Genomic DNA, 20226 nt, shown 5'->3' with positions numbered 1-20226 from the left:
CCCTCAGCGCCGGTACGGGTGGCCCTGCTCCGGCCCTCCCTGCTCCGGCCCGTACCCGTACCCCTGGTGGTCGGGCCCGTACCCGTAGCCGTATCCGTACCCCTGGTCCGGTCCCTGGTCCCGCCCCCGCTCGGGCGCGTACCCGTAGCCGTGACCCTGCTCCTGCCGGTACTCCTGTTCCCGCTCCTGGGCCGGCAGCCGCCCCCGGCCGTCGTGGGCGTGTGCCGTCTCCCGCTTCGGCGGCCGGAGCGTGGCCAGCGCCCCCAGGACGAGCAGCGCGAGCGCGGCGACCCCGCCCGCGACCATCGTGGCCGAGACCCCGCCCCCGCTCCCGCCCTCCTGGGCCGCCGCCGAGGGCTCGGCGTCGGCGGAGGCCGATGAGGTGTCCTTCGCGCCCGCCGTCTGCTTGCCGTGGAGGCCGAAGTTGCCGCTCTCCGGGACCTCGCCGGTCAGCACCACGTCCGAGCAGGAGTAGTACGTCTCCGACACGCCCTCCGTGCCCTCGTTCCGCCAGACCGTGTAGAGGACATGGGCCCCGGTCAGCTCCCCGGGAAGCGTTCCCTCGATCCGGTACGCCCCGTCCTTGAGGGCGGGGTCCTTCACCGTGGCGAACGGCTCGCTCGCCAGATCGGCCCAGCGCAGCGCCTTGGCGGGGTCGTACCCCTCCTTGGTCAGATAGAGGTCGAAGGTCCCCGGCCGCCGCACGGTCGCCCGGTACTCCAGGGTGAACCGCCCGCCCGCCGTCAGCTCGGTGGTGGGCCATTCGGTGTGGGCTATGTCCAGCCCCCGGTAGGCCTCCAGGCCGGCGCTGCACAGCCGGCCGTCCGGTATGCGCTCGCGGTCCCGGCCCTGGACCCCGGCGACCCGCACCCGGTCCCAGGCGTCGAACGCCACACCGCCGTTCGCGGCGACGGCGGCCAGGCAGGCCGCCGAGGTCTGTCTCGCGCCCGCCGTGCCACAGGCGGCCGACCGGCTCACCGGGTCGACCGGTGCGCCCTGGGCGTACGCGGTCCAGGGCGCCGCGGTGGCGAGCAGTACGGGTACGGCGACGAGGGTCGCGCGGCGCAGGGCGTGTCTGGCGGCGGTGCGGGGGTCGATCGTCATTGGCGGACCTCCTGTTCGGCCCGGTGCCTGCCGTCGACTGCGAGCGGGCGCGGCGAAGCGTTCACTCCGCAGGGGACGGGCCCGCTTCACTCACTGCGACGGCCTGTGCACCGGTGGGAGCATCCTTGTGGCCGGAAAGGCCACCCGCAATGCCCTGGTCAGTAGAAAATCCACCGATTTTGCTGGCACCGGAAAGAGAGGCGGAATGTCCTGATTCGACGGCGACGCCCGCCCGGGTCGATCCCCCTGGGAGGGCATGACCGAGAGCCCCGAAGGCCCGCGTCCGGGGCTGGGGAAGGGTGAAGGGCAGGAAGGGGCGGGGCCGTTGGGAACGGTCCGCGCCGCCCCGGTCCGCCGGGAGTTCGTCCCGGCTGGAGCGTGGCGTGATCCAGACTCTAGCGGGCTCAAAGTCGTTGTGGTGGCGTGTTCTCAACTTTTTCCTGAACCCCGGATTCCGCTGCTCGGCGGCCGGGCGTCAACGCCGGTCGAGGATCGGGCGGGATTGTAGCCATGAGTAATCACTAGAGCGTGCTCCGGCGGGGAAGGCACCCAATTAACCGTCCCTCACCTGGAGCTATCGTGCAATTGATCGACCCGGCATCCGCCTCAAGTTATCGGATGAGCTTTACGGTGGGTGAGCATTCCCCCCGTCATCTACGCCGTATCACCCGGGCGTATCTCCATCTCTGGTCCCTGGAAGAGGTGGTGGACGCCGCCGAGCTGGCCGTCACCGAGCTGCTCGCGAATGTCGTACGCCATGTCCCGGACCGGCAGTGCGCGTTGCTGCTGCTGCGCCTGGACCGGGGGGTGCGGATCGAGGTGAGCGACGGCTGGGGCCGGATGCCGAGGAACCCCGCCCCGCTCGACCGCTCGGGGGAGCCGGCCCTGGACGAGGGCGGCCGGGGGCTGATGCTGGTGGAGGCGGTGGCCGACCGCTGGGGGGTGGTGCCGCTGCCGCCCGGCGGCAAGACGGTGTGGTGCGAGTGCGACACGGGGAGACTCGCCGGGCGCTGAGCCCGCCGGGGTCAGCTTCCGGCCCCCGCCACGGACTTCGGCCCGGGGTCGGGGTCGGGGTCGGCGGCGCTCAGGCCGTGCACCATCCGGGCGACCAGGGTGCGGGTCCGGTCGAAGGGGGCCTCGCTCAGCGCGGGGGAGCCGACGACCGAGCGCAGCACCCCCATGCCGAGCAGCAGCGCTCCCATCAGCTCGGCCCGGAGTTCGGCGTCCTCCCCGTCGAGGCGGTCGGCGAAGTCGCGCAGATATCCCTCGCACAACTGGGTGCGCAGCTGGTCGCGGACGGCGGGCCGGCCGGAGGAGCGCAGCATCCCCAGCACCGGGTGCTCGCCGTCGAACTGCCGCCAGTCGCCGTAGACCACGTCATGGAGCAGTTCGTCCGCGAGACGGGCGAGCGGCCGGTGCGGATCCGCACCGGCGCTCTCGGGCGCGATCACGCGCACCGCCTCCGCGTACAGCTTCTCCTTGGAGCCGAAGTAGCGGAAGACCAGGGCCGCGTCGACGCCCGCGTCCCCGGCGATCTCGCGGACCCCGGTGCCGTCGAACCCCTGCCGGGAGAAGCGCAGCCGGGCGGCGTCGAGGAGCGCGGCGCGGGTGGCCGCGCGGTCGCGGCGGCGCGGGGGCCGGGGAGTGGGGCCGGTCATGGGGTCAGCGTAAGTCCCCGAACGCCGACCGGCACCGGGTCGGCGGCACGCGGTCGCCCCAATTCCTCACCAGCACTCGACGGACGACGCGGTGTCGTTCTCGGCGCGCGGGAGGTCGGCGCGGCGGCCGTCGCGCAGATCGTGGATCGTGCCGCCCCGGCCGTACTCGGTCCACCAGTCGCAGATCTGGCCGCTGTCGTTGGACCAGGACGACATCCGGTCGTCGAAGCCGTGGTCGGCGAGCCGCTCCACATAGGTGTCCGGCCCGATGGCGACGCCGCCGCCGGTGAAACCCCGGTGACGGTAGAGACAGAGGCTGTCCGCGGGGCAGTCCGAGCCGCTGAACAGGGTGACCGACCCGGCGGGTGTGGCCGCCGAGGGGGCGGCGGCGAGGCCGGTGAAGATCATCAGAGCGGCGGCGAGCAGCGCGACACGGCGCACGGAACCTCCGTAAGGACACGGGAACACGGGAACACGGGGATGCGGGGATGCGGCGGGGCCGTCGGCCCGACCCCGGGATACCCGGATTCCGCTCCCGCGTCCGCCTGCCCCGCCGGTCTTCACCCCAAGGTGTCGGACCCGTCCCCGGGCTGACGTACGGTCCGTACGGCCCCGGGCCTCCGGTAGAGCTGCCGGGAGCCGCCCTCCGGACCCGGCTCGGCGGCCTCGGCGGGGGTGAAGCCGAGCCGCTCGTAGAAGACCCGCGCGCCGCCGGCGACGGCCCCCGGGTGATCCGGGCCGAAGGTCACCACCTCGATGACTCCCGGCGTCCGGACGAACCGCCGCTCCGCCTCGGCCATCAGCACCCGGCCGACGCCCCGGCCGCGTACCCGCTCCGCGACGACCAGCCACTCCACGTGGTACGGCGGGCCGTCCGGCCCGAACAGCAGCCCGCCGGCCGGCGCTCCGCCCGGCGAGAGGGCCACGAGCGCCGAGCCCCGGCGCACATGGGTGTCCAGGGCCCGGTGGAAGCCGGGCTCGTCGGTCATCGGTCCGAACCAGTGCTCGACCTCGGCCGCGAGTTCGAGGATGCCGGGGATGTCGGCCGCCCGTGCCGGTCTGACGATCATCCGGGCAGTCTGCCATCGTGGGCTCCGGGTCCGAAGAGCCCGAAACGGGGAGGTCCGGGGATGTGGAATCCCCGGACCTCCCCGTTTCGGGCTCTTCGGACGGGGTCAGAGCCGGGACGGCTCCGCCTCCCGGGTCCCCGGCATGAACCGGGCCAGCAGCTGGGACCGGCCCGCCACCAGCGGGGCGAGGACGGCCAGGATCAGCACATACCCCGCGATGAAGGGCGAGAGCCGCTCGTCCAGGCCGGCCGCCGCCGCCATGGTGGCGAGGATCAGCGCGAACTCGCCGCGTGCCAGCAGCGTGGTGGAGATGTTCGCCGCCTGGCCGGGGCCGAAGGAGTGGATCCGTGCGGCGATGATTCCCGCCAGGACGTTCATCGCCAGCGTCACCACGACCGCCGCCAGTACCGGCCAGAGCACGGTGGGCAGGTCGCCCGGGTCGATCGAGAGGCCGAAGGCGAAGAAGAAGATCGCTCCGAAGGCGTCCCGCAGCGGGTGGACCAGCTTCCGGATGCGCTCGCCCGAGGTGGTGCTGCCGAGCATCAGACCGACCATGAACGCGCCGATGGCGTCCGCGACCCCGAACCACTCCGAGACGCCGGCCATGAAGACCGCGGCCCCGAGGAAGGAGATGACGAGGAGTTCGTCGTCGCGGGTGTTGATGAGCCGTCCGACGACCCTGGTCCCGAACCGGGCGGCGAGGGCCAGTGCCAGCAGGAAGCCGAAGGCCTTTCCGGCGTCCGTCGCGGCGGCGGAGAGGCTGTCCGCGCCGGACAGGATCGGCTGGAGCGCGGCGAGGTAGAGCGCGAGGAAGATGTCCTCGACCACGATGATGCCGAGGATGGGCTTGGTCTCGGGGTTCCCGATCCGGCCCAGGTCGACCAGCACCTTCGTCACGATGGCGGACGAGGAGATGCCGAGGACTCCGGCGAGGACCAGCGCCTCCGAGGTGCCCCAGCCGAGCGCGAAGCCGAAGCCGAGCCCCGCTCCCACGTTGAGGAGCAGATACGCCCCTCCGGCCAGCGCCATCCGCCGGCCACCGGCCTTCAGATCGTCGAGATGGAACTCCAGCCCCAGATAGAAGAGGAGCAGGACCAGCCCGAGGGCCGAGAGCATCTCCAGCTCGTGCGGGTCCGAGAGCAGCACGATGCCGGGGGTGTGCGGGCCGAGAAGGATTCCGGCCAGGATGAACAGAGGGATCGTGGGCAGGCCTATCCGGCCGCCGAGGCGGGCGAGGAGGGCGGCGGCGAGGAACGCGCCGCCCATGGCGATGAGAGTGTCCGCGTGTCCGATGGGGTCGTCCTCCGTTTGGGGTCAAGAGGGCGTCAAGGATCCGTCAGTAATTAGTTTACCAAAAGATTGACTCTCGCAACTATATGAGTCCCCGACAGGGCGGCCCCCAGCTCCGGGGTGGGGTTCTCCCCACCCCGGGTCCGCCGGTAGCCGCCATGGCCCAGGACTGCCGTCCCTCCGTAGCGTCAAGGCATTGACCTGCACGTTTACCGATGACGGAGGACACGATGGGGCTGCGGCGCCGCAACCGACGGGACACTGGGGACACGCGGGGGAGTGACTCGTACCCCGTCGGCCCACACCCCGCCGGCCCGGCCGCCGCCGTCGAACTCCGGGGCGTACGCCGCCGCTACGGAAAGGGCAGCGGCACGGTCCATGCCCTGCGGGGCATCGACCTCACCCTCCCGCACGGCAGCTTCACCGCCGTGATGGGCCCCTCCGGCTCCGGGAAGTCCACCTTCCTCCAGTGCGCCGCCGGACTCGACCGCCCCACCGAGGGCTCCGTCCGCCTCGGCGGCACCGAGATCACCGGCATGAACGAGAACAGGCTCACCGTGCTGCGCCGCACCCGGCTCGGCTTCGTCTTCCAGGCCTTCAACCTGCTGCCGTCGCTGACGGTCGAGCAGAATGTGCTGCTGCCCATGCGGCTCGCGGGCGACCGGCCCGACCGCCGCCGCGCCGCCGAAGTCCTCGCCCAGGTCGGCCTCCACGACAAGGGTGCCCGCCGCCCCTCCCAGCTCTCCGGCGGCCAGCAGCAGCGCGTCGCCCTCGCCCGCGCCCTGGTCACCCGGCCGGACGTGGTCTTCGCCGACGAACCCACCGGCGCGCTGGACACCACCACCGCCGCCGAGGTCCTCGCCCTGCTGCGCTCGGCCGTGGACGGCCTCGGAGCCACCGTCGTCATGGTCACCCACGACCCCGTCGCCGCCGGCTACGCGGACCGGGTCCTCTTCCTCGCGGACGGCTCGATCGCCGACAGCCTCAGCGGCGCGGGCCCCGAGCGGATCGCCGCCCGGATGCGGTCCCTGACCTCGCCCGCCGCCTTCGCGGGGACGGCCGCCTGATGTTCCGTCCCAACGGCCTGGCCCGCGCGGCCGTCCGCTTCAAGCCCTCCTCCTTCATCGGCACCTTCGTCGCCCTGCTGATGACCTCCGCGATCGTCGCCGCCTGCGGCATCATGCTGGAGACCGGACTGAGAGCCTCCGTCCCACCGCAGCGGTACGCGGGCGCTCCCGTCGTCGTCGAGGCCGACCAGCGCTCCCACCTCTGGATCGGCTCCGGCGAGGAGCGCCACGACAACCACGCCGAGATCCCCGACCGGGCCCGCCTGGACCAGACCCTGGTCCGGAAGGCCGCCTCGGTCCCCGGAGCCGCCGCCGCCATCGCCGACATCGCCTTCCCGGTACGGGACAAGGCCGCCGCGCTCACCGCCCACGGCTGGGGATCGGCCGCCTTCACCGGCACCGCGCTCCGCTCCGGCACCGCCCCGCGCACCGGCGAGGTGGTCCTCGGCGGCGGGGCGAGGATCGGCGAGACAGTGACCCTGGACACCCCCGCCGGCACCCGGCGGTTCACCGTCTCGGGCCTGGCGAAGGCCCCCGGGGCCTGGTTCGCCGACCCCGAGGCGATCCGGCTGTCGGGCCGCCCCGGCAAGGTCGACGCCATCGCCGTACTGCCCGAGAAGGGCACCACCGCCGCCGCGCTCGCCGGCCGGCTCACCGAGGTCTTCGGCACCGGCGACGACAAGCCCCGCGTCCGCACCGGCGACGACCGGGGAGCGGCCGAGAGCTCCGCCCTCGCCGGGGCCAAGGAGGTCCTCACCGGAATCGGCGGATCCTTCGGCGGCATCGCCACCCTCGTCGCGATCTTCACCGCCGCCGGCACCGTCGCGCTCTCGGTCGGACTGCGGCGGCGCGAGTTCGCCCTGCTGCGGGCGATCGGCGCGACCCCCGGCCAGGTGCGCCGCTCCATCGCGACCGAGGCCCTGCTGGTGGCCCCGGTCGCGGGAGCGCTCGGCTACGCGCCGGGGCTCGCCCTCGCCGCCTGGTGGTTCGGACAGCTCCGCGACAAGGGCGCGATCCCCGCCGCCGTCGAACTGAGCCTCTCGTGGATCGTGCCGGCCGCCGCCGCGGGCACCGCGATCGTCACCGCGCTTCTCGCCGGATTCCTGGCCGCCCGCCGCCCCTCGAAGATCAAGCCCGGCCAGGCCCTCGCCGACGCCTCCGTCGAGCGCGCCGGCTTCGGCTGGATCCGCACCCCGCTGGGCATCGCCGCACTGGCCGGCGGAGTGGCCTTCGCCGCGATCGCGGCCACCGAGACGGGAAGCGACGCGGCGAACGCCGCGCTCGGCGTCGTCATGACCTTCATGCTCGCGGTCGCCCTGCTCGGCCCGCTCATCGCACGGGCCTGCGCCGCGCTCCTCGGACTCCCGCTGCGCGCCGCCGGGGCCGCCGCCTCGCTGGCCGCCGCCAACTCCTCGGCCAACGCCCGCCGCCTCGCCTCCGCGATCACCCCGATCGTGCTGGCCACCGCCTTCTCCTCGGTCCTCGTCTTCCTCCAGACCAGCACCGAGCGCGCCACCGAACAGCAGCAGCGGGACGGGATCACCGCCGACCACGTGGTGACCGCCGACGACACCGGACTGCTCCCGCTCAACGCCTCCGAGCGCGCGGCGAAGACCCCCGGAGTGAGCGCCGCCGTCTCGCTGCTGCGCACCTCCGTCCTGGTCAGGACCGACTCCGGGCCCGAGGCCACACTGCTCAGCGCCTCCGCCCAGGGCGTCGACGGCCGCCCGGGAGACCTGGCGAAAGTGCAGGACCTGGAGGTCCGGAAGGGCTCCCTGAGCGACCTCGGCCCCGGCCGGATCGCACTGGACGCCTCCCTCGCCGACTCCGCCGGGGTGGGCGTCGGCGACCGGTTCGACTTCCTGCTGCCGGACGGCGTCCGCTCCTCCGCGGAGGTCGCGGCGGTCTACGGACGCGGGCTCGGCCTCGCCGAGGTCACCCTGCCCGCCGCCGCGCTCACCGGCCATGTGACCTCCCCGTACCCGAACACCCTGCTGGTCGGGGCGGAGACCGGGGCGGTCGCCGGACTGGCCGCGCTGGGCACCGTCCACGACCGGGAGGGATACGCGGCGGCACAGCACCTCGACCGTGAGCTGACCTCGTGGGCGAACATCACGATGGCCGCCATCCTGGGCGGATTCGCGGCGGTCGCCGCGGCGAACACCCTGGTGATGACCGTCCTCGACCGCCGCCGTGAACTCGGGATGCTGAGACTGATCGGCTCCACCCGCCGCCAGGTGATGGGCATGATCCGCTGGGAGGCACTGCTCGTCGCCCTCGCCGGGGTCGCGCTCGGCACCGGGATCGCCCTGGCCACCCTCGTCCCCATGACGAACGGCCTCACCGGCGAGCCTCCCCACATCCCCCCGCTGATCTACGGCTCCCTGGTCGCCGGAGTGCTCGCCCTCGCGCTTGCCTCCACCGCCCTCCCGGCCCGCGCCGCCCTGCGCCCCTGAGGGGCCGTCCGGGGGCCGCGGACGGGATGCGGCCGTAGAGTCGAACGCATGTCACAGTCGCTGACCCTCGCCGAGGTCGAATCCCTGGCCCGCGACGCCCACGCGGGCCGGACCGACAAGTCCGGCCGTCCCTACGCCGAACACATCGCGGCCGTCGCGGAAGGCGTCCGCGCCCGGGGCGGCAGCGAGGAGCAGATCGCCGCCGGCTGGCTCCACGACGCCGTCGAGGACCACGCCCTCTCCCTGGAGTGGCTCCAGACCGCCCCGCTCCACCAGTCCGTCAAGGACATCGTCCTCGCCCTCACCCGGGGCGAGGACGAGGAACTGGAGTCCTACACCCGGCGCATCCGCGCCACCCCCGGGGCCCTCCTGGTCAAGGAGGCCGACCTCGCGAGCAACACCGACCCGGCACGGCTCGCCGCCCTCGACCCGGCGACCCGCGAACGCCTCACCGCGAAGTACGCCAGAACCCGCGCCCTCCTCGGCCTCACGGACTCATAGGGCCCTCCGGGGGCACGGCGTCCCGGCGGAACGCCCACTCCATGTCCGGCTCGGTCGCCCAGCGCAGCGCCCGCCGGACCGGGGGAGTGCAGAGCAGCGTCACCATGACCGTGGTCACCAGTGTGAGCAGGATCTCCCCGGCGGGTTCGCTCAGCCAGGCGTTCGCCTCGAAGAAGCCGGTGTACTCGGCGGCCTTCAGCGGCAGCCCGTGCAGCAGATAGCCGCAGATCGTGCCCACGCCCAGCGCCGTGAACCAGGTCCGGCGGCCGGGCGTCCACGCCAGGAACCCGGCGGTCAGCAGCACCCCGAGCGCGAAGATCACAAGCGTCGCCAGCACCCCGGTCCACCAGGGCATCCCCAGCTCCTGGGCGCTGTCGGAACGGTAGAACCAGCCCAGCGGCACCTCGGGGGCCACCCAGTACGCGAGCCCCAGCACCGCCGCGAACAGCGGCACCGCCAGCACCCGGGCCTCCCGCCGCCGCACCAGCCGGAAGTGCTCGGGCCGCAGCACGAGCCCCAGCACGAAGAAGGGGAGGAACTGGAGCACCCGCTGGAGGTTCAGATCCTCCCCGATGCCCGGGGAGACCGACGCCAGCGCGGCGATCACGATCGCGACCGGCAGCGGACGGCGGATCTGCCGCCACAGCGGGGCCGTCAGCCGCCAGACGAAGAGCGCGGCCAGGAACCAGGTCAGATAGAAGGGGTCGAGCAGACTGATCGGCTGGTCGGAGCCCTGGTCGAGCCACCGCCGCTGAAGGGAGTAGACGACCTCGAAGACGGCGTACGGCAGGGCGATCCCGGTCAGCAGCCGTCTCACCTGGTGCGGGCGGCCGGAGTAGCTCCGGGAGAAGTAGCCGGAGATCACGATGAACGCGGGCATGTGGAAGGTGTAGACGACGAGGTACAGCGCCCGGGTGGCCCGGCTGCCCTCCATCACCGGCTCCCACGCGTGCGCCACCGCGACCAGCACGATGGCCAGGTACTTCGCGTTGTCGAAGAAGGGGTCCCGCTCGGGAGCGGGGCCGGCGGCGGGAGCAGCGGCGGGAGCGGCGGCGGGGGAGGCACGGGCGGCCGGCCCCAGGGCCTTGGGGCCGGGGGGTCGGCGATATCCCTGCGGAGCGTGGAGCATTCGAGGCACCTCAGCTGTGCGGAATGGAATTCGTAAAACCCCTCCGCGCCTTCCCCCTGAGATGTCCTTAAACCTGGGATGTGCCTTCGGATCCAAGAAATTTTTGCCAGCTATGCCCCAGTTAATCCCTATTAAATAGGGCATATCAATACGACTTTGTTACCCTCGGAAATATCGCTCCACCGTGTTTGAATTTCTTGTGACCGCCAAGTGGTCGCATGGCAACGATCGAGCCGAATTCTTTTCCGTATCCCCGGCCTCCCGCGCTCCCCGACCCGCCCGGAACCCCCGCGTACTGCGGCGATGGCGGCCACTGCCCGTCGGATGGCGTGATTCCGCCCCGGACGTTCCGTCAGCCGGCCGCATACAACGCGTGGTTGGTGGCACGATGGAGTTGAGGCGGGGGTGTGCAGGGCCGCATGTCCCCGGCCGGTGAGCGGGACCGACCGAGGGTGTGTGATCAGTTGTGGCCATTTCGCTGTCCGTTGTGGTGCTGTTGGGAATCATCCTCGTCATCATGATTCGCTCCGGGCAGCTCAAGGGCGGGCCGGTGATCGTCCCGATACTCTTCGGCTTCTTCCTCGCCTCGTCGGGCATGGCCCCGTCCATCGAGCGGTTCCTCAACTCGATAGCTTCGACGATCAACGACATCAGCTTCTGAGGGCCGCTGAGGCTTCCGGGCCTCCAGGACCTCCGGCACGGGCCGACCGGGTGTGATCACCGGTCGGCCCCTCCGTCGTCCGTGCGCCCTTCGTACATCCGGTACGCAAAAGACCTCGGGCCCGGTCGTCACGGATGACGACCGGGCCCGAGGCCATGAACAGAGCGGGCGACGGGAATCGAACCCGCGTAGCTAGTTTGGAAGACTAGGGCTCTACCATTGAGCTACGCCCGCAAGCGTCGCACCGCAGGTCACAGGCTGATCGCCCGACCGCGGTACGAGAAGCATCGTAGCGGGTCCCGGCCCCGTGCCGCACACCCCGTCCGGCCCCCGCCCGCCTTCCCCCGCGCACCGCCGCGAAAATCCGGCGCTCGCCCGGTCGGCGAGCATGTACCCTACGTGTCGCACCGGCGGGGTGTGGCGCAGCTTGGTAGCGCGTCCGCTTTGGGAGCGGAAGGTCGTCGGTTCGAATCCGGCCACCCCGACCACGTTTGTCATCGACCCCCCACAAGATCGCGTTGTGGGGCTCATCCTGCGTGCGGCTACTATGCAAGCTGCGTGCCCGTGTGTCCGGCGATGAGTCCGACCGAGTGAGACGACTGAGACGACGATCCGGGCCGATCAGCTCAGCCGCTGCCTGTGCGGCGGATGCGGCAGAACCCCAGAATCAGCCATCAAGGAGACCGAACCGTGAAGAGCGCCGTGGAGACCCTGAACCCGACCCGGGTTCGGCTCACTGTCGAGGTGCCCTTCGAGGAGCTCAAGGACAGCCTCGACGCGGCGTACAAGAAGATCAACCAGCAGGTCACGGTGAAGGGCTTCCGTAAGGGCAAGATCCCGGCCCGGATCATCGACCAGCGGTTCGGCCGTGGTGCGGTGCTGGAGGAGGCTGTCAACGACGCCCTCCCGAAGTTCTACACCGAGGCCGTCAATGAGGCGGAGATCAACCCGCTCGGCCAGCCCGAGGTCGACATCACGGAGCTGAAGGACGGCGAGACGCTGAACTTCACCGCCGAGGTCGACATCCGCCCCGTCATTGAGATCCCGGACTACTCCGGCATCGAGGTCACCGTCGACTCCATCGAGGTCACCGACGAGGACGTCGACAAGGCCGTGGAGGAGCTGCGCGAGCGCTTCGCCTCCACCACCCCCGTCGAGCGTGCCGCCGAGGACGGCGACATCGTCACCATCGACCTGGAGGCCAAGGTCGAGGGCGAGGTCCTGGAGGACGGCGTCGCGACCGCCGTCCAGTACACGATCGGCTCGGGCGAGCTGCTCGAAGGCATCGACGAGGCCGTGACGGGCCTGGAGGCCGGTGGCGAGGCCACCTTCACCTCCCAGCTCAAGGGCGGCTCGGCCGAGGGCAAGGACGCCGAGGTCACCGTCAAGGTCACCACGGTCGCCAAGCGTGAGCTGCCGGAGCTGGACGACGACTTCGCCCAGCTGGCGAGCGAGTTCGACACCCTCGAGGACCTCAGGGCCGACAGCCGCAAGCGGCTGACCGGCATCAAGCAGTACGACCAGGCCACCCAGGCGCAGGAGCGCGTCCTGGAGAAGCTGCTGGAGATCGCCGAGGTGCCGATCCCCGAGAAGCTGCTCGAGGACGAGATCAACACCCGCAAGCACAACCTGGAGCACCACCAGCTCGGCCAGATGGGCCTCGACCTCGCGAAGTACCTGGAGATCCAGGGCAAGACCGAGGACGAGTTCGTCGCCGAGACCAAGGAAGCCGCGGTCAAGGGCATCAAGACCCAGTTCATCCTTGACGAGCTGGTCTCCAAGGAGAAGCTCAACGTCAACCAGGAGGAGCTCACCGAGCACCTCATGCGCCGCGCGGCTTCCTCCGGCATGAGCCCGGACCAGTTCGCCCAGGCCGTCGTCGAGGGCAACCAGGTCCCGATGCTCGTGGGCGAGGTCGCCCGCGGCAAGGCGCTGGCCCTGGTCGTCGAGGCCTCCAAGGTCCTCGACACCAACGGTGACGTCGTCGACCTGGACGACGAGGACGAGACCGAGACCGCCGCCGAGACCGTCGAGGCCGTCACCGACGCCGACGCGGACGAGGCCAAGGCCGACGAGAAGGGCGAGGACAAGCCGGAGGCCTGAGCCTCCCGCTGAGCCCCGCTCACCGCACCGCCCGAGCACAGGGCCCGGACGCCGCCGCGTCCGGGCCCTGCGCCGTATCCGAACCCCCGTATTCCGCTCAACCCTCCCTTGCGCACCTTGCGCTCCGAGCGAACAGTTCGGGAACCGGGATGGCGTTGTCCGACCTGCGCGTTAGGGTCCATGAGTACGAGGGTTGGGGAGTACCCGCCCCCGGTTACGAAGACGCTGAGACGGCAGGCAGCCGTCAGAGACGAGCAGGTGGATACGTGACGAATCTGATGCCTTACGCCGCCGGTGAGCCGTCCTTCGGCGGTGGCCTCGGCGACCAGGTCTACAGCCGGCTGCTCGGCGAGCGCATCATCTTCCTCGGTCAGCAGGTCGACGATGACATCGCCAACAAGATCACCGCACAGCTGCTGCTCCTTGCCGCCGACCCCGACAAGGACATCTACCTCTACATCAACAGCCCCGGCGGCTCGGTGACGGCGGGCATGGCGGTCTACGACACCATGCAGTACATCCCGAACGACGTGGTGACCATCGGCATGGGCATGGCGGCCTCCATGGGCCAGTTCCTGCTGACCGGCGGCACCGCCGGCAAGCGCTTCGCGCTGCCCAACACCGACATCCTGATGCACCAGGGCTCGGCCGGTCTCGGCGGCACCGCCTCCGACATCAAGATCCAGGCCGAGTACCTGCTGCGCACCAAGCAGCGCATGGCGGAGATCACCGCCCGTCACTCCGGCCAGACCATCGAGGCGATCATCCGCGACGGCGACCGCGACCGCTGGTTCACCTCCGAGGAGGCCAAGGAGTACGGCCTCATCGACGAGATCATCACCGCCGCCTCCGGCGTCCCGGGCGGCGGCGGCACCGGCGCCTGAGCAGGCCCCGCACCCCCTCCGCGGCCCGACCGGCCGCGGGAGCGGGGCCCGCGCCCTCCGGGTGTGCGGGCCGCCGCTCCGCCCCGGGGCCCAGCGCCTCCCAAGCCACTCTCCAGCCCGCGAAACGCCGCGAACGCCCGCGCACGTTACGCAGAACGCCACCAGGACGGTGAACACCCACATGAGCATCAACTCCGCGAGCGGCCTCTACACCGGCCCGCAGCTGGACAACCGCTATGTCGTCCCGCGCTTCGTCGAGCGCACCTCCCAGGGCGTGCGCGAGTACGACCCGTACGCGAAGCTGTTCGAGGAGCGCGTCATCTTCCTCGGCGTGCAGATCGACGACGCCTCCGCCAACGACGTCATGGCGCAGCTGCTGTGCCTGGAGTCGATGGACCCCGACCGTGACATCTCCATCTACATCAACAGCCCCGGTGGCTCCTTCACCGCGCTGACCGCCATCTACGACACGATGCAGTTCGTGAAGCCGGACATCCAGACGGTCTGCATGGGCCAGGCGGCCTCCGCCGCGGCCGTGCTGCTCGCCGCTGGCACGCCCGGCAAGCGCATGGCGCTGCCGCACGCCCGGGTGCTGATCCACCAGCCGTCCTCGCAGACCGGCCGGGAGCAGCTCTCCGACCTGGAGATCGCCGCGAAGGAGATCCTCCGGATGCGTGAGCAGCTGGAGCAGATGCTGGCGAAGCACTCCACCACGCCGATCGAGAAGGTCCGCGACGACATCGAGCGGGACAAGATCCTGACCGCCGACGACGCCCTGGCGTACGGTCTGGTGGACCAGATCGTCTCGACCCGCAAGAGCACGGCCGGCGCGGCGGCCTGACCGGCGCGCAGCCCTTGGCGCGGGCGGTGGGGGCGGTCCCGAACGGGATCACTACCATGTGAACCGCGCCAAGGGGGGCCCGAACGAGGGCCTCGGCAAGGTACCGTCGGATATGAGGCACCAGGAGTCGGCCGAACCAAGCCGCTCCCAGGCGAAGGGGAAGCACCTCGTGGCACGCATCGGTGATGGCGGCGACCTGCTCAAGTGCTCGTTCTGCGGAAAGAGCCAGAAGCAGGTGAAGAAGCTCATCGCAGGTCCCGGTGTGTACATCTGCGACGAGTGTATTGATCTCTGCAACGAGATCATCGAAGAGGAGCTCGCCGAGACGTCCGAGGTGCGCTGGGAGGAACTGCCCAAGCCGCGCGAGATCTACGAGTTCCTCGAAGGCTATGTCGTCGGCCAGGAGCCCGCGAAGAAGGCCCTCTCCGTGGCGGTGTACAACCACTACAAGCGGGTCCAGGCCGGTGAGACCGGCGGTGCCCAGGGCCGTGACGACGGCATCGAGCTGTCGAAGTCCAACATCCTGCTGCTGGGCCCCACCGGCTCGGGCAAGACCCTGCTGGCGCAGACCCTCGCCCGGATGCTCAACGTCCCCTTCGCCATCGCCGACGCCACGGCGCTCACGGAGGCGGGCTATGTCGGCGAGGACGTCGAGAACATCCTGCTGAAGCTCATTCAGGCGGCCGACTATGACGTCAAGAAGGCCGAGACCGGGATCATCTACATCGATGAGATCGACAAGGTCGCCCGGAAGAGCGAGAACCCCTCGATCACCCGCGATGTGTCGGGCGAGGGCGTCCAGCAGGCGCTGCTGAAGATCCTGGAGGGCACCACCGCCTCCGTGCCGCCGCAGGGCGGACGGAAGCACCCGCACCAGGAGTTCATCCAGATCGACACGACCAATGTGCTCTTCATCGTGGGCGGCGCGTTCGCCGGCCTGGAGAAGATCATCGAGTCGCGGGCGGGGGCCAAGGGCATCGGCTTCGGCGCGACGATCCGCTCCAAGCGCGAGATCGAGGCGAGCGACCAGTTCCAGGAGGTCATGCCGGAGGACCTGGTGAAGTTCGGGATGATCCCCGAGTTCATCGGCCGGCTCCCCGTCATCACCTCCGTGCACAACCTCGACCGCGAAGCGCTGCTGAAGATCCTGGTGGAGCCGCGCAACGCGCTGGTGAAGCAGTACCAGCGGCTCTTCGAACTCGACGGCGTGGAGCTGGACTTCGACCGCCCGGCCCTGGAGGCCATCGCCGACCAGGCCATCCTGCGCGGCACCGGAGCCCGTGGGCTCCGCGCCATCATGGAGGAAGTCCTCCAGTCGGTGATGTACGAGGTCCCCTCCCGCAAGGACGTCGCCCGCGTCGTCATCACGGCCGATGTGGTGCGCAACAACGTCAACCCGACGCTGGTGCCCCGTATCGTGCCCAAGAGCGACGGCCGGCACGAGAAGTCCGCGTAGCCGTCCGGCACATGACGAAAGGGGCGCCCCGGCGGGGCGCCCCTTCGCGTGGTCGTACTCGGACCTTGCCGTGGTCAGACCTTGGCGCGCGAGGTGCCGTACGCCTTGGCGGCGAGTTCGGCGACCTTGTCCAGCGAGGTGGCCTTGCCGGTGCCCATCACATTGGCCATCTCCACGGACATGACGACGGCGACCGTGCTGTAGTCGGCCCAGACGCAGATCGGCATCTCCATCGCCTTCTGCGCGGCGCCCGCCCCCTTCAGCTTCGCGCTCTGGCACTTCATCAGCGCGCCCTCGAAGCCCGCCGGCTTGAAGGCCTTGGGCGTGCCGACCAGCTCCAGCTTCTGGGCCTTGTCCTCCAGGGAGCCCTTCTCGGCGGTCAGGAACATGCCGTCGATCGACTTCTCGGGATCGGCGATCTCCCCCCAGAGGCCGCTGACCGTCAGCATCTTCTGGGACATCGGGTCCTGCTTGGACCCCGCCTCGTACTGGGCCGCCGTCTCGTTGGGGTTCCGCACCCCGATCTTCTCGGCCATGGCCCTGCTGTCCTTCGCGGTGACCGGCTTGGAGTCCTCGGACTCGGTCTGCCGGTACTCGCCGACCGTGCCGGGCAGCTCCAGCCTGTGCCCCTTGGTGGCGGCGGAGACGGCACCGTCGCCGCCGCTCCCGCCCTCACTGCCCAGCAGGAAGTACGCGCCGCCGGCGATCACGGCCAGGGCCACGACACAGGCCCCGACGATCAGCCCGGTCTTCTTCTTCGGCGCGGGCGGCGGGGGCGGCACCTGCCCGGGGAAGGGCTGCTGCCCGTACCCCCCGGGCTGCTGGGGGAAGCCCTGCGGCTGCGGAGGCTGCTGCGGATAGCCGTACCCCGGCCCGCCCGGCCCGCCCGGCCCGCCCGGCCCGCCCGGCTGCTGCGGCGGATACCCGTAGCCGGGCTCCCCGCCCTGCGGCGGCTGCCCGTAGGGACCCGGCTGCGCATAAGGCCCCGGCTGCCCGTAGGGACCGGGCTGCCCCTGAGCGCCCGGCTGCCCCTGGGGCTCGGCGGGTCGGCCATAGGGACCAGGCTGCCCATAGGGACCCGGCTGGCCGTACGGGCCCGGCTGCGGAGGCTGCTGGGGCTGCTGCCCGTACGGGCCCGGCTGGTTGTGGCTCATTCCTGGGTTCCCCTCAAGACGCTCATGCGGTTCGGCGACATCCTCACTCAGCTCCCGGGCAGGAGGAGCGGCAGGGGTCACACCGTTACCGAACTCTCCCGTTTCAGTACGGCACCGTGACACCCCTAAACTGGGCCCGTGACCGAGAACACTCAGCAGACGCCAGCCAGCAACCCCGAACTGCCGACCCAGTACGCACCGGCCGAGGTAGAGGGGAAGTTGTACGAGCGCTGGGTAGAGCGGGGTTACTTCACGGCGGACGCCAAGAGTGAGAAGCCGCCGTACACCATCGTCATCCCGCCGCCGAACGTCACCGGGGCCCTTCACCTGGGCCACGCCTTCCAGGTCACCCTGATGGACGCGCTCACCCGCCGTAAGCGCATGCAGGGGTACGAGGCCCTCTGGCTGCCCGGCATGGACCACGCGGGCATCGCCACCCAGAACAAGGTCGAGCAGCAGCTCGCCGAGGAGGGCAAGTCCCGCCACGACCTCGGCCGCGAGCAGTTCACCGAGCGGGTGTGGCAGTGGAAGGAGGAGTACGGGGGCCGGATCCTCGGCCAGCTCCGCCGCCTCGGCGCAGGTCTCGACTGGAGCCGTGAGCGCTTCACCATGGACGAGGGCCTCTCCCGCGCCGTCCAGACGATCTTCAAGAACCTCTACGACGACGAGCTGATCTACCGCGCCGAGCGCATCATCAACTGGTGCCCGCGCTGTCTCACCGCGATCTCCGACATCGAGGTCGACTACCAGGACGACAACGGCGAGCTGGTCTCGCTGAAGTACGGCGAGGGCGAGGACACCCTCGTCGTGGCGACCACCCGTGTCGAGACGATGCTCGGCGACACCGCCGTCGCCGTCCACCCCGACGACGAGCGGTACGCCCATCTCATCGGCAAGCGGATCAAGCTGCCGCTGACCGACCGCACCATCCCGGTCGTCGCCGACACCCATGTCGACCCCGAGTTCGGCACCGGCGCGGTCAAGGTGACCCCCGCCCACGACCCGAACGACTTCGCCATCGGCCAGCGCCACGGCCTGGAGTCCCTCACCGTGATGGACGAGCGGGCCGTCATCACCGTCCCCGGCCCCTTCCAGGGCCTGGACCGCTTCGAGGCGCGCTCCGCGATCGTCGCCGCCCTGCGCGAGCAGGGCCGGGTCGTCGCCGAGAAGCGGCCGTACGTCCACTCCGTCGGCCACTGCTCCCGCTGCAAGACCACCATCGAGCCGAGGCTCTCGCTCCAGTGGTGGGTCAAGGTCGGCCCGCTGGCCCAGGCCGCCGGCGACGCCGTCCGCGACGGACAGGTGAAGATCCACCCGGCCGAGCTGTCGAAGCGCTACTTCGACTGGGTCGACAACATGCACGACTGGTGCATCTCGCGCCAGCTGTGGTGGGGCCACCGCATCCCCGTCTGGTACGGCCCGAACGGCGAGACCGTCTGCGTCGGCCCCGACGAGCAGCCGCCGAGCGGCGAGGGCTGGACCCAGGACGAGGACGTCCTCGACACCTGGTTCTCCTCGGGCCTGTGGCCCTTCTCCACCCTCGGCTGGCCGGAGCAGACCCCGGACCTGGAGAAGTTCTACGCCACCGACGTCCTGGTCACCGGCCACGACATCATCTTCTTCTGGGTCGCCCGGATGATGATGTTCGGTCTGTACGCGATGGACGGCGAGGCCCCCTTCCACACCGTCGCCCTCACCGGCCTCGTCCGCGACGAGACCGGCAAGAAGATGTCGAAGTCCAACCCGAACTCGGTGGACCCGCTGGACTGGATGGACGCGTACGGCTCCGACGCCGTCCGCTTCACCCTCGCCAACGGCGCCAACCCGGGCGCGGACGTCCCGATCGGCGAGGACTGGGTCAAGGCCTCCCGCAACTTCGCCAACAAGATCTGGAACGCCACCCGCTTCGCGCTGATGAACGGCGCGACCGTGGAGGGTCCGCTGCCGGACGCCTCCGCGATGTCGGCGGCCGACCGCTGGATCCTGTCCCGGCTGAACAAGGTCGTGGCCGAGGTCGACGCGCACTACGACGACTACCAGTTCGCCAAGCTGGCCGACGCCCTCTACCACTTCGCGTGGGACGAGGTCTTCGACTGGTACGTCGAGCTGTCGAAGACGACGTACTTCGCCGGCGGCGAGCAGGCCAAGGTCTCCGCCCGCGTCCTGGGCGAGGTCCTCGACGTCACCCTCCGGCTGCTCCACCCGATCACCCCCTTCGTCACCGAGACGCTGTGGACCACGCTCACCGGCAAGGAGTCGCTGGTCGTCGCCGACTGGCCGGCCGACAGCGGATTCCGCGACGAGGCCGCCGAGCGCGAGATCGAGCTGGTCCAGCGGGTCGTCACCGAGGTCCGCAGGTTCCGCTCCGACCAGGGCCTCCAGCCCGGCCAGAAGGTCCCCGCCCGCCTCGGCCTCGACGGCACCGCGCTCGCCCCGCACGAGGCCGCCATCCGCCAGCTGCTGCGCCTCCAGCCGGAGGGCGAGGACTTCAGCGCGACGGCGACCCTGCCGGTGGCGGGGGCGACGGTGGCGCTCGACCTCTCGGGCACCATCGACGTCGCGGCCGAGCGCAAGCGCCTCGCCAAGGACCTGGCCGCCGCCCAGAAGGAGAAGGCCCAGGCCGAGGGGAAGCTCGGCAACGAGGCGTTCCTCGCCAAGGCCCCCGATCAGGTGGTGGAGAAGATCCGGGGCCGGCTCGCCGCCGCCGAGGAGGACATCGCCCGGATCACCGCGCAGCTGGAGAGCCTCCCGCAGGCGTGACCCGTCCGCGGTGAGGCGACGGGAGGCCCCGGGATTTCCCCCGGGGCCTCCTTCCGTCCACCCGGCCGCGCGGCCCCGGACCCCGGTGCGGT

17 protein-coding genes and 2 tRNA genes are annotated in these 20226 nt (G+C 70.9%); 11 read left to right on the top strand and 8 right to left on the bottom strand.

Annotated elements, in window-relative coordinates; genetic code table 11:
* Positions 1–3: 3 nt before the first annotated feature.
* Complete coding sequence (locus tag ABD371_RS06055) at positions 4–1104, bottom strand: lytic polysaccharide monooxygenase (protein ID WP_344473529.1); 1101 nt, start codon at positions 1102–1104, stop codon at positions 4–6.
* Positions 1105–1722: 618 nt separating this feature from the next.
* On the opposite strand from ABD371_RS06055, the gene ABD371_RS06050 reads away from it, so the two are divergent.
* Positions 1723–2118 carry an ATP-binding protein gene (locus ABD371_RS06050; RefSeq protein ID WP_344473527.1) on the top strand — a complete coding sequence of 132 codons (396 nt, stop codon included), beginning with the start codon at positions 1723–1725 and terminating at the stop codon, positions 2116–2118.
* A gap of 11 nt (positions 2119–2129) precedes the next feature.
* On the opposite strand, the gene ABD371_RS06045 is transcribed toward ABD371_RS06050, so the two are convergent.
* The 4 genes from ABD371_RS06045 to ABD371_RS06030 all read right to left on the bottom strand — a co-directional run bounded on the left by ABD371_RS06045 (position 2130) and on the right by ABD371_RS06030 (position 5098).
* On the bottom strand, positions 2130–2762 hold the full coding sequence (locus ABD371_RS06045; RefSeq protein WP_344473525.1) for a TetR/AcrR family transcriptional regulator: 633 nt from the start codon (positions 2760–2762) through the stop codon (positions 2130–2132).
* A 66-nt stretch (positions 2763–2828) separates the two neighbouring features.
* Complete coding sequence (locus ABD371_RS06040) at positions 2829–3203, bottom strand: peptidase inhibitor family I36 protein (protein ID WP_344473523.1); 375 nt, start codon at positions 3201–3203, stop codon at positions 2829–2831.
* 119 nt (positions 3204–3322) lie between these two features.
* On the bottom strand, positions 3323–3832 hold the full coding sequence (locus ABD371_RS06035; protein WP_344473521.1) for a GNAT family N-acetyltransferase: 510 nt from the start codon (positions 3830–3832) through the stop codon (positions 3323–3325).
* Between the two features lie 105 nt (positions 3833–3937).
* Positions 3938–5098, bottom strand: a complete 1161-nt coding sequence (locus ABD371_RS06030; RefSeq protein ID WP_344473519.1) for a cation:proton antiporter — start codon at positions 5096–5098, stop codon at positions 3938–3940.
* A 254-nt stretch (positions 5099–5352) separates the two neighbouring features.
* On the opposite strand from ABD371_RS06030, the gene ABD371_RS06025 reads away from it, so the two are divergent.
* The 3 genes from ABD371_RS06025 to ABD371_RS06015 are packed head-to-tail and all read left to right on the top strand — an operon-like array spanning position 5353 to position 9146.
* The gene (locus ABD371_RS06025) at positions 5353–6189 is read left to right on the top strand and encodes an ABC transporter ATP-binding protein (RefSeq protein WP_344474089.1); all 837 of its coding nucleotides are present in this window, start codon (positions 5353–5355) and stop codon (positions 6187–6189) included.
* A complete protein-coding gene (locus ABD371_RS06020; RefSeq protein WP_344473517.1) occupies positions 6189–8645 on the top strand; it encodes an ABC transporter permease in 2457 nt (818 codons plus the stop codon). The genes ABD371_RS06025 and ABD371_RS06020 overlap by 1 nt, the downstream gene beginning before the upstream one ends.
* Positions 8646–8693: 48 nt before the next feature.
* On the top strand, positions 8694–9146 hold the full coding sequence (locus tag ABD371_RS06015) for an HD domain-containing protein (protein ID WP_344473515.1): 453 nt from the start codon (positions 8694–8696) through the stop codon (positions 9144–9146).
* On the opposite strand, the gene ABD371_RS06010 is transcribed toward ABD371_RS06015, so the two are convergent.
* Entirely contained in the window at positions 9133–10275 is a 1143-nt protein-coding gene (locus ABD371_RS06010; protein ID WP_344473513.1) for an acyltransferase family protein, read from the bottom strand. The genes ABD371_RS06015 and ABD371_RS06010 overlap by 14 nt on opposite strands.
* Positions 10276–10741: 466 nt before the next feature.
* On the opposite strand from ABD371_RS06010, the gene ABD371_RS06005 reads away from it, so the two are divergent.
* Positions 10742–10936, top strand: coding sequence for a hypothetical protein (locus tag ABD371_RS06005; RefSeq protein ID WP_190122663.1), 195 nt, complete (start codon positions 10742–10744; stop codon positions 10934–10936).
* Between the two features lie 163 nt (positions 10937–11099).
* Here the strand turns inward: ABD371_RS06005 and ABD371_RS06000 are convergent.
* Positions 11100–11170: transfer RNA gene (locus ABD371_RS06000), tRNA-Gly, on the bottom strand.
* A 177-nt stretch (positions 11171–11347) separates the two neighbouring features.
* Between ABD371_RS06000 and ABD371_RS05995 the strand changes: the two genes are divergently transcribed.
* The 5 genes from ABD371_RS05995 to clpX all read left to right on the top strand — a co-directional run bounded on the left by ABD371_RS05995 (position 11348) and on the right by clpX (position 16220).
* Positions 11348–11424: transfer RNA gene (locus ABD371_RS05995), tRNA-Pro, on the top strand.
* A 202-nt stretch (positions 11425–11626) separates the two neighbouring features.
* On the top strand, positions 11627–13039 hold the full coding sequence (gene tig, locus ABD371_RS05990; RefSeq protein WP_344473511.1) for a trigger factor: 1413 nt from the start codon (positions 11627–11629) through the stop codon (positions 13037–13039).
* 278 nt (positions 13040–13317) lie between these two features.
* Positions 13318–13923: an ATP-dependent Clp protease proteolytic subunit gene (locus ABD371_RS05985; protein ID WP_344474087.1), complete on the top strand. Its 606-nt coding sequence runs from the start codon at positions 13318–13320 to the stop codon at positions 13921–13923.
* Between the two features lie 181 nt (positions 13924–14104).
* The gene (locus ABD371_RS05980; protein WP_190122665.1) at positions 14105–14764 is read left to right on the top strand and encodes an ATP-dependent Clp protease proteolytic subunit; all 660 of its coding nucleotides are present in this window, start codon (positions 14105–14107) and stop codon (positions 14762–14764) included.
* Between the two features lie 169 nt (positions 14765–14933).
* Positions 14934–16220, top strand: coding sequence for an ATP-dependent Clp protease ATP-binding subunit ClpX (clpX, locus tag ABD371_RS05975; protein WP_190122666.1), 1287 nt, complete (start codon positions 14934–14936; stop codon positions 16218–16220).
* A 74-nt stretch (positions 16221–16294) separates the two neighbouring features.
* Here the strand turns inward: clpX and ABD371_RS05970 are convergent, their stop codons facing one another.
* Complete coding sequence (locus tag ABD371_RS05970; RefSeq protein ID WP_344473507.1) at positions 16295–17374, bottom strand: hypothetical protein; 1080 nt, start codon at positions 17372–17374, stop codon at positions 16295–16297.
* A gap of 138 nt (positions 17375–17512) precedes the next feature.
* On the opposite strand from ABD371_RS05970, the gene ABD371_RS05965 reads away from it, so the two are divergent.
* The gene (locus tag ABD371_RS05965; protein ID WP_344473505.1) at positions 17513–20134 is read left to right on the top strand and encodes a valine--tRNA ligase; all 2622 of its coding nucleotides are present in this window, start codon (positions 17513–17515) and stop codon (positions 20132–20134) included.
* The last annotated feature ends 92 nt before the right edge of the window (positions 20135–20226 follow it).

The organism is Streptomyces amakusaensis, from assembly GCF_039532665.1.
In the GTDB taxonomy this organism is placed as follows: Bacteria; Actinomycetota; Actinomycetes; order Streptomycetales; family Streptomycetaceae; genus Streptomyces; species Streptomyces amakusaensis.
The sequence above is the reverse complement of the archived record's forward strand: the minus strand, read 5'-3'. Positions and strand labels throughout refer to the sequence as shown.

Coding starts and splice junctions, on each gene's coding strand:
- ABD371_RS06055 (WP_344473529.1), bottom strand. CDS start 1,104: ATGACGATCGACCCCCGCACCGCCGCCAGACACGCCCTGCGCCGCGCG.
- ABD371_RS06050 (WP_344473527.1), top strand. CDS start 1,723: ATGAGCTTTACGGTGGGTGAGCATTCCCCCCGTCATCTACGCCGTATC.
- ABD371_RS06045 (WP_344473525.1), bottom strand. CDS start 2,762: ATGACCGGCCCCACTCCCCGGCCCCCGCGCCGCCGCGACCGCGCGGCC.
- ABD371_RS06035 (WP_344473521.1), bottom strand. CDS start 3,832: ATGATCGTCAGACCGGCACGGGCGGCCGACATCCCCGGCATCCTCGAA.
- ABD371_RS06030 (WP_344473519.1), bottom strand. CDS start 5,098: ATGGGCGGCGCGTTCCTCGCCGCCGCCCTCCTCGCCCGCCTCGGCGGC.
- ABD371_RS06025 (WP_344474089.1), top strand. CDS start 5,353: ATGGGGCTGCGGCGCCGCAACCGACGGGACACTGGGGACACGCGGGGG.
- ABD371_RS06020 (WP_344473517.1), top strand. CDS start 6,189: ATGTTCCGTCCCAACGGCCTGGCCCGCGCGGCCGTCCGCTTCAAGCCC.
- ABD371_RS06015 (WP_344473515.1), top strand. CDS start 8,694: ATGTCACAGTCGCTGACCCTCGCCGAGGTCGAATCCCTGGCCCGCGAC.
- ABD371_RS06010 (WP_344473513.1), bottom strand. CDS start 10,275: ATGCTCCACGCTCCGCAGGGATATCGCCGACCCCCCGGCCCCAAGGCC.
- ABD371_RS05985 (WP_344474087.1), top strand. CDS start 13,318: ATGCCTTACGCCGCCGGTGAGCCGTCCTTCGGCGGTGGCCTCGGCGAC.
- ABD371_RS05980 (WP_190122665.1), top strand. CDS start 14,105: ATGAGCATCAACTCCGCGAGCGGCCTCTACACCGGCCCGCAGCTGGAC.
- ABD371_RS05970 (WP_344473507.1), bottom strand. CDS start 17,374: ATGAGCCACAACCAGCCGGGCCCGTACGGGCAGCAGCCCCAGCAGCCT.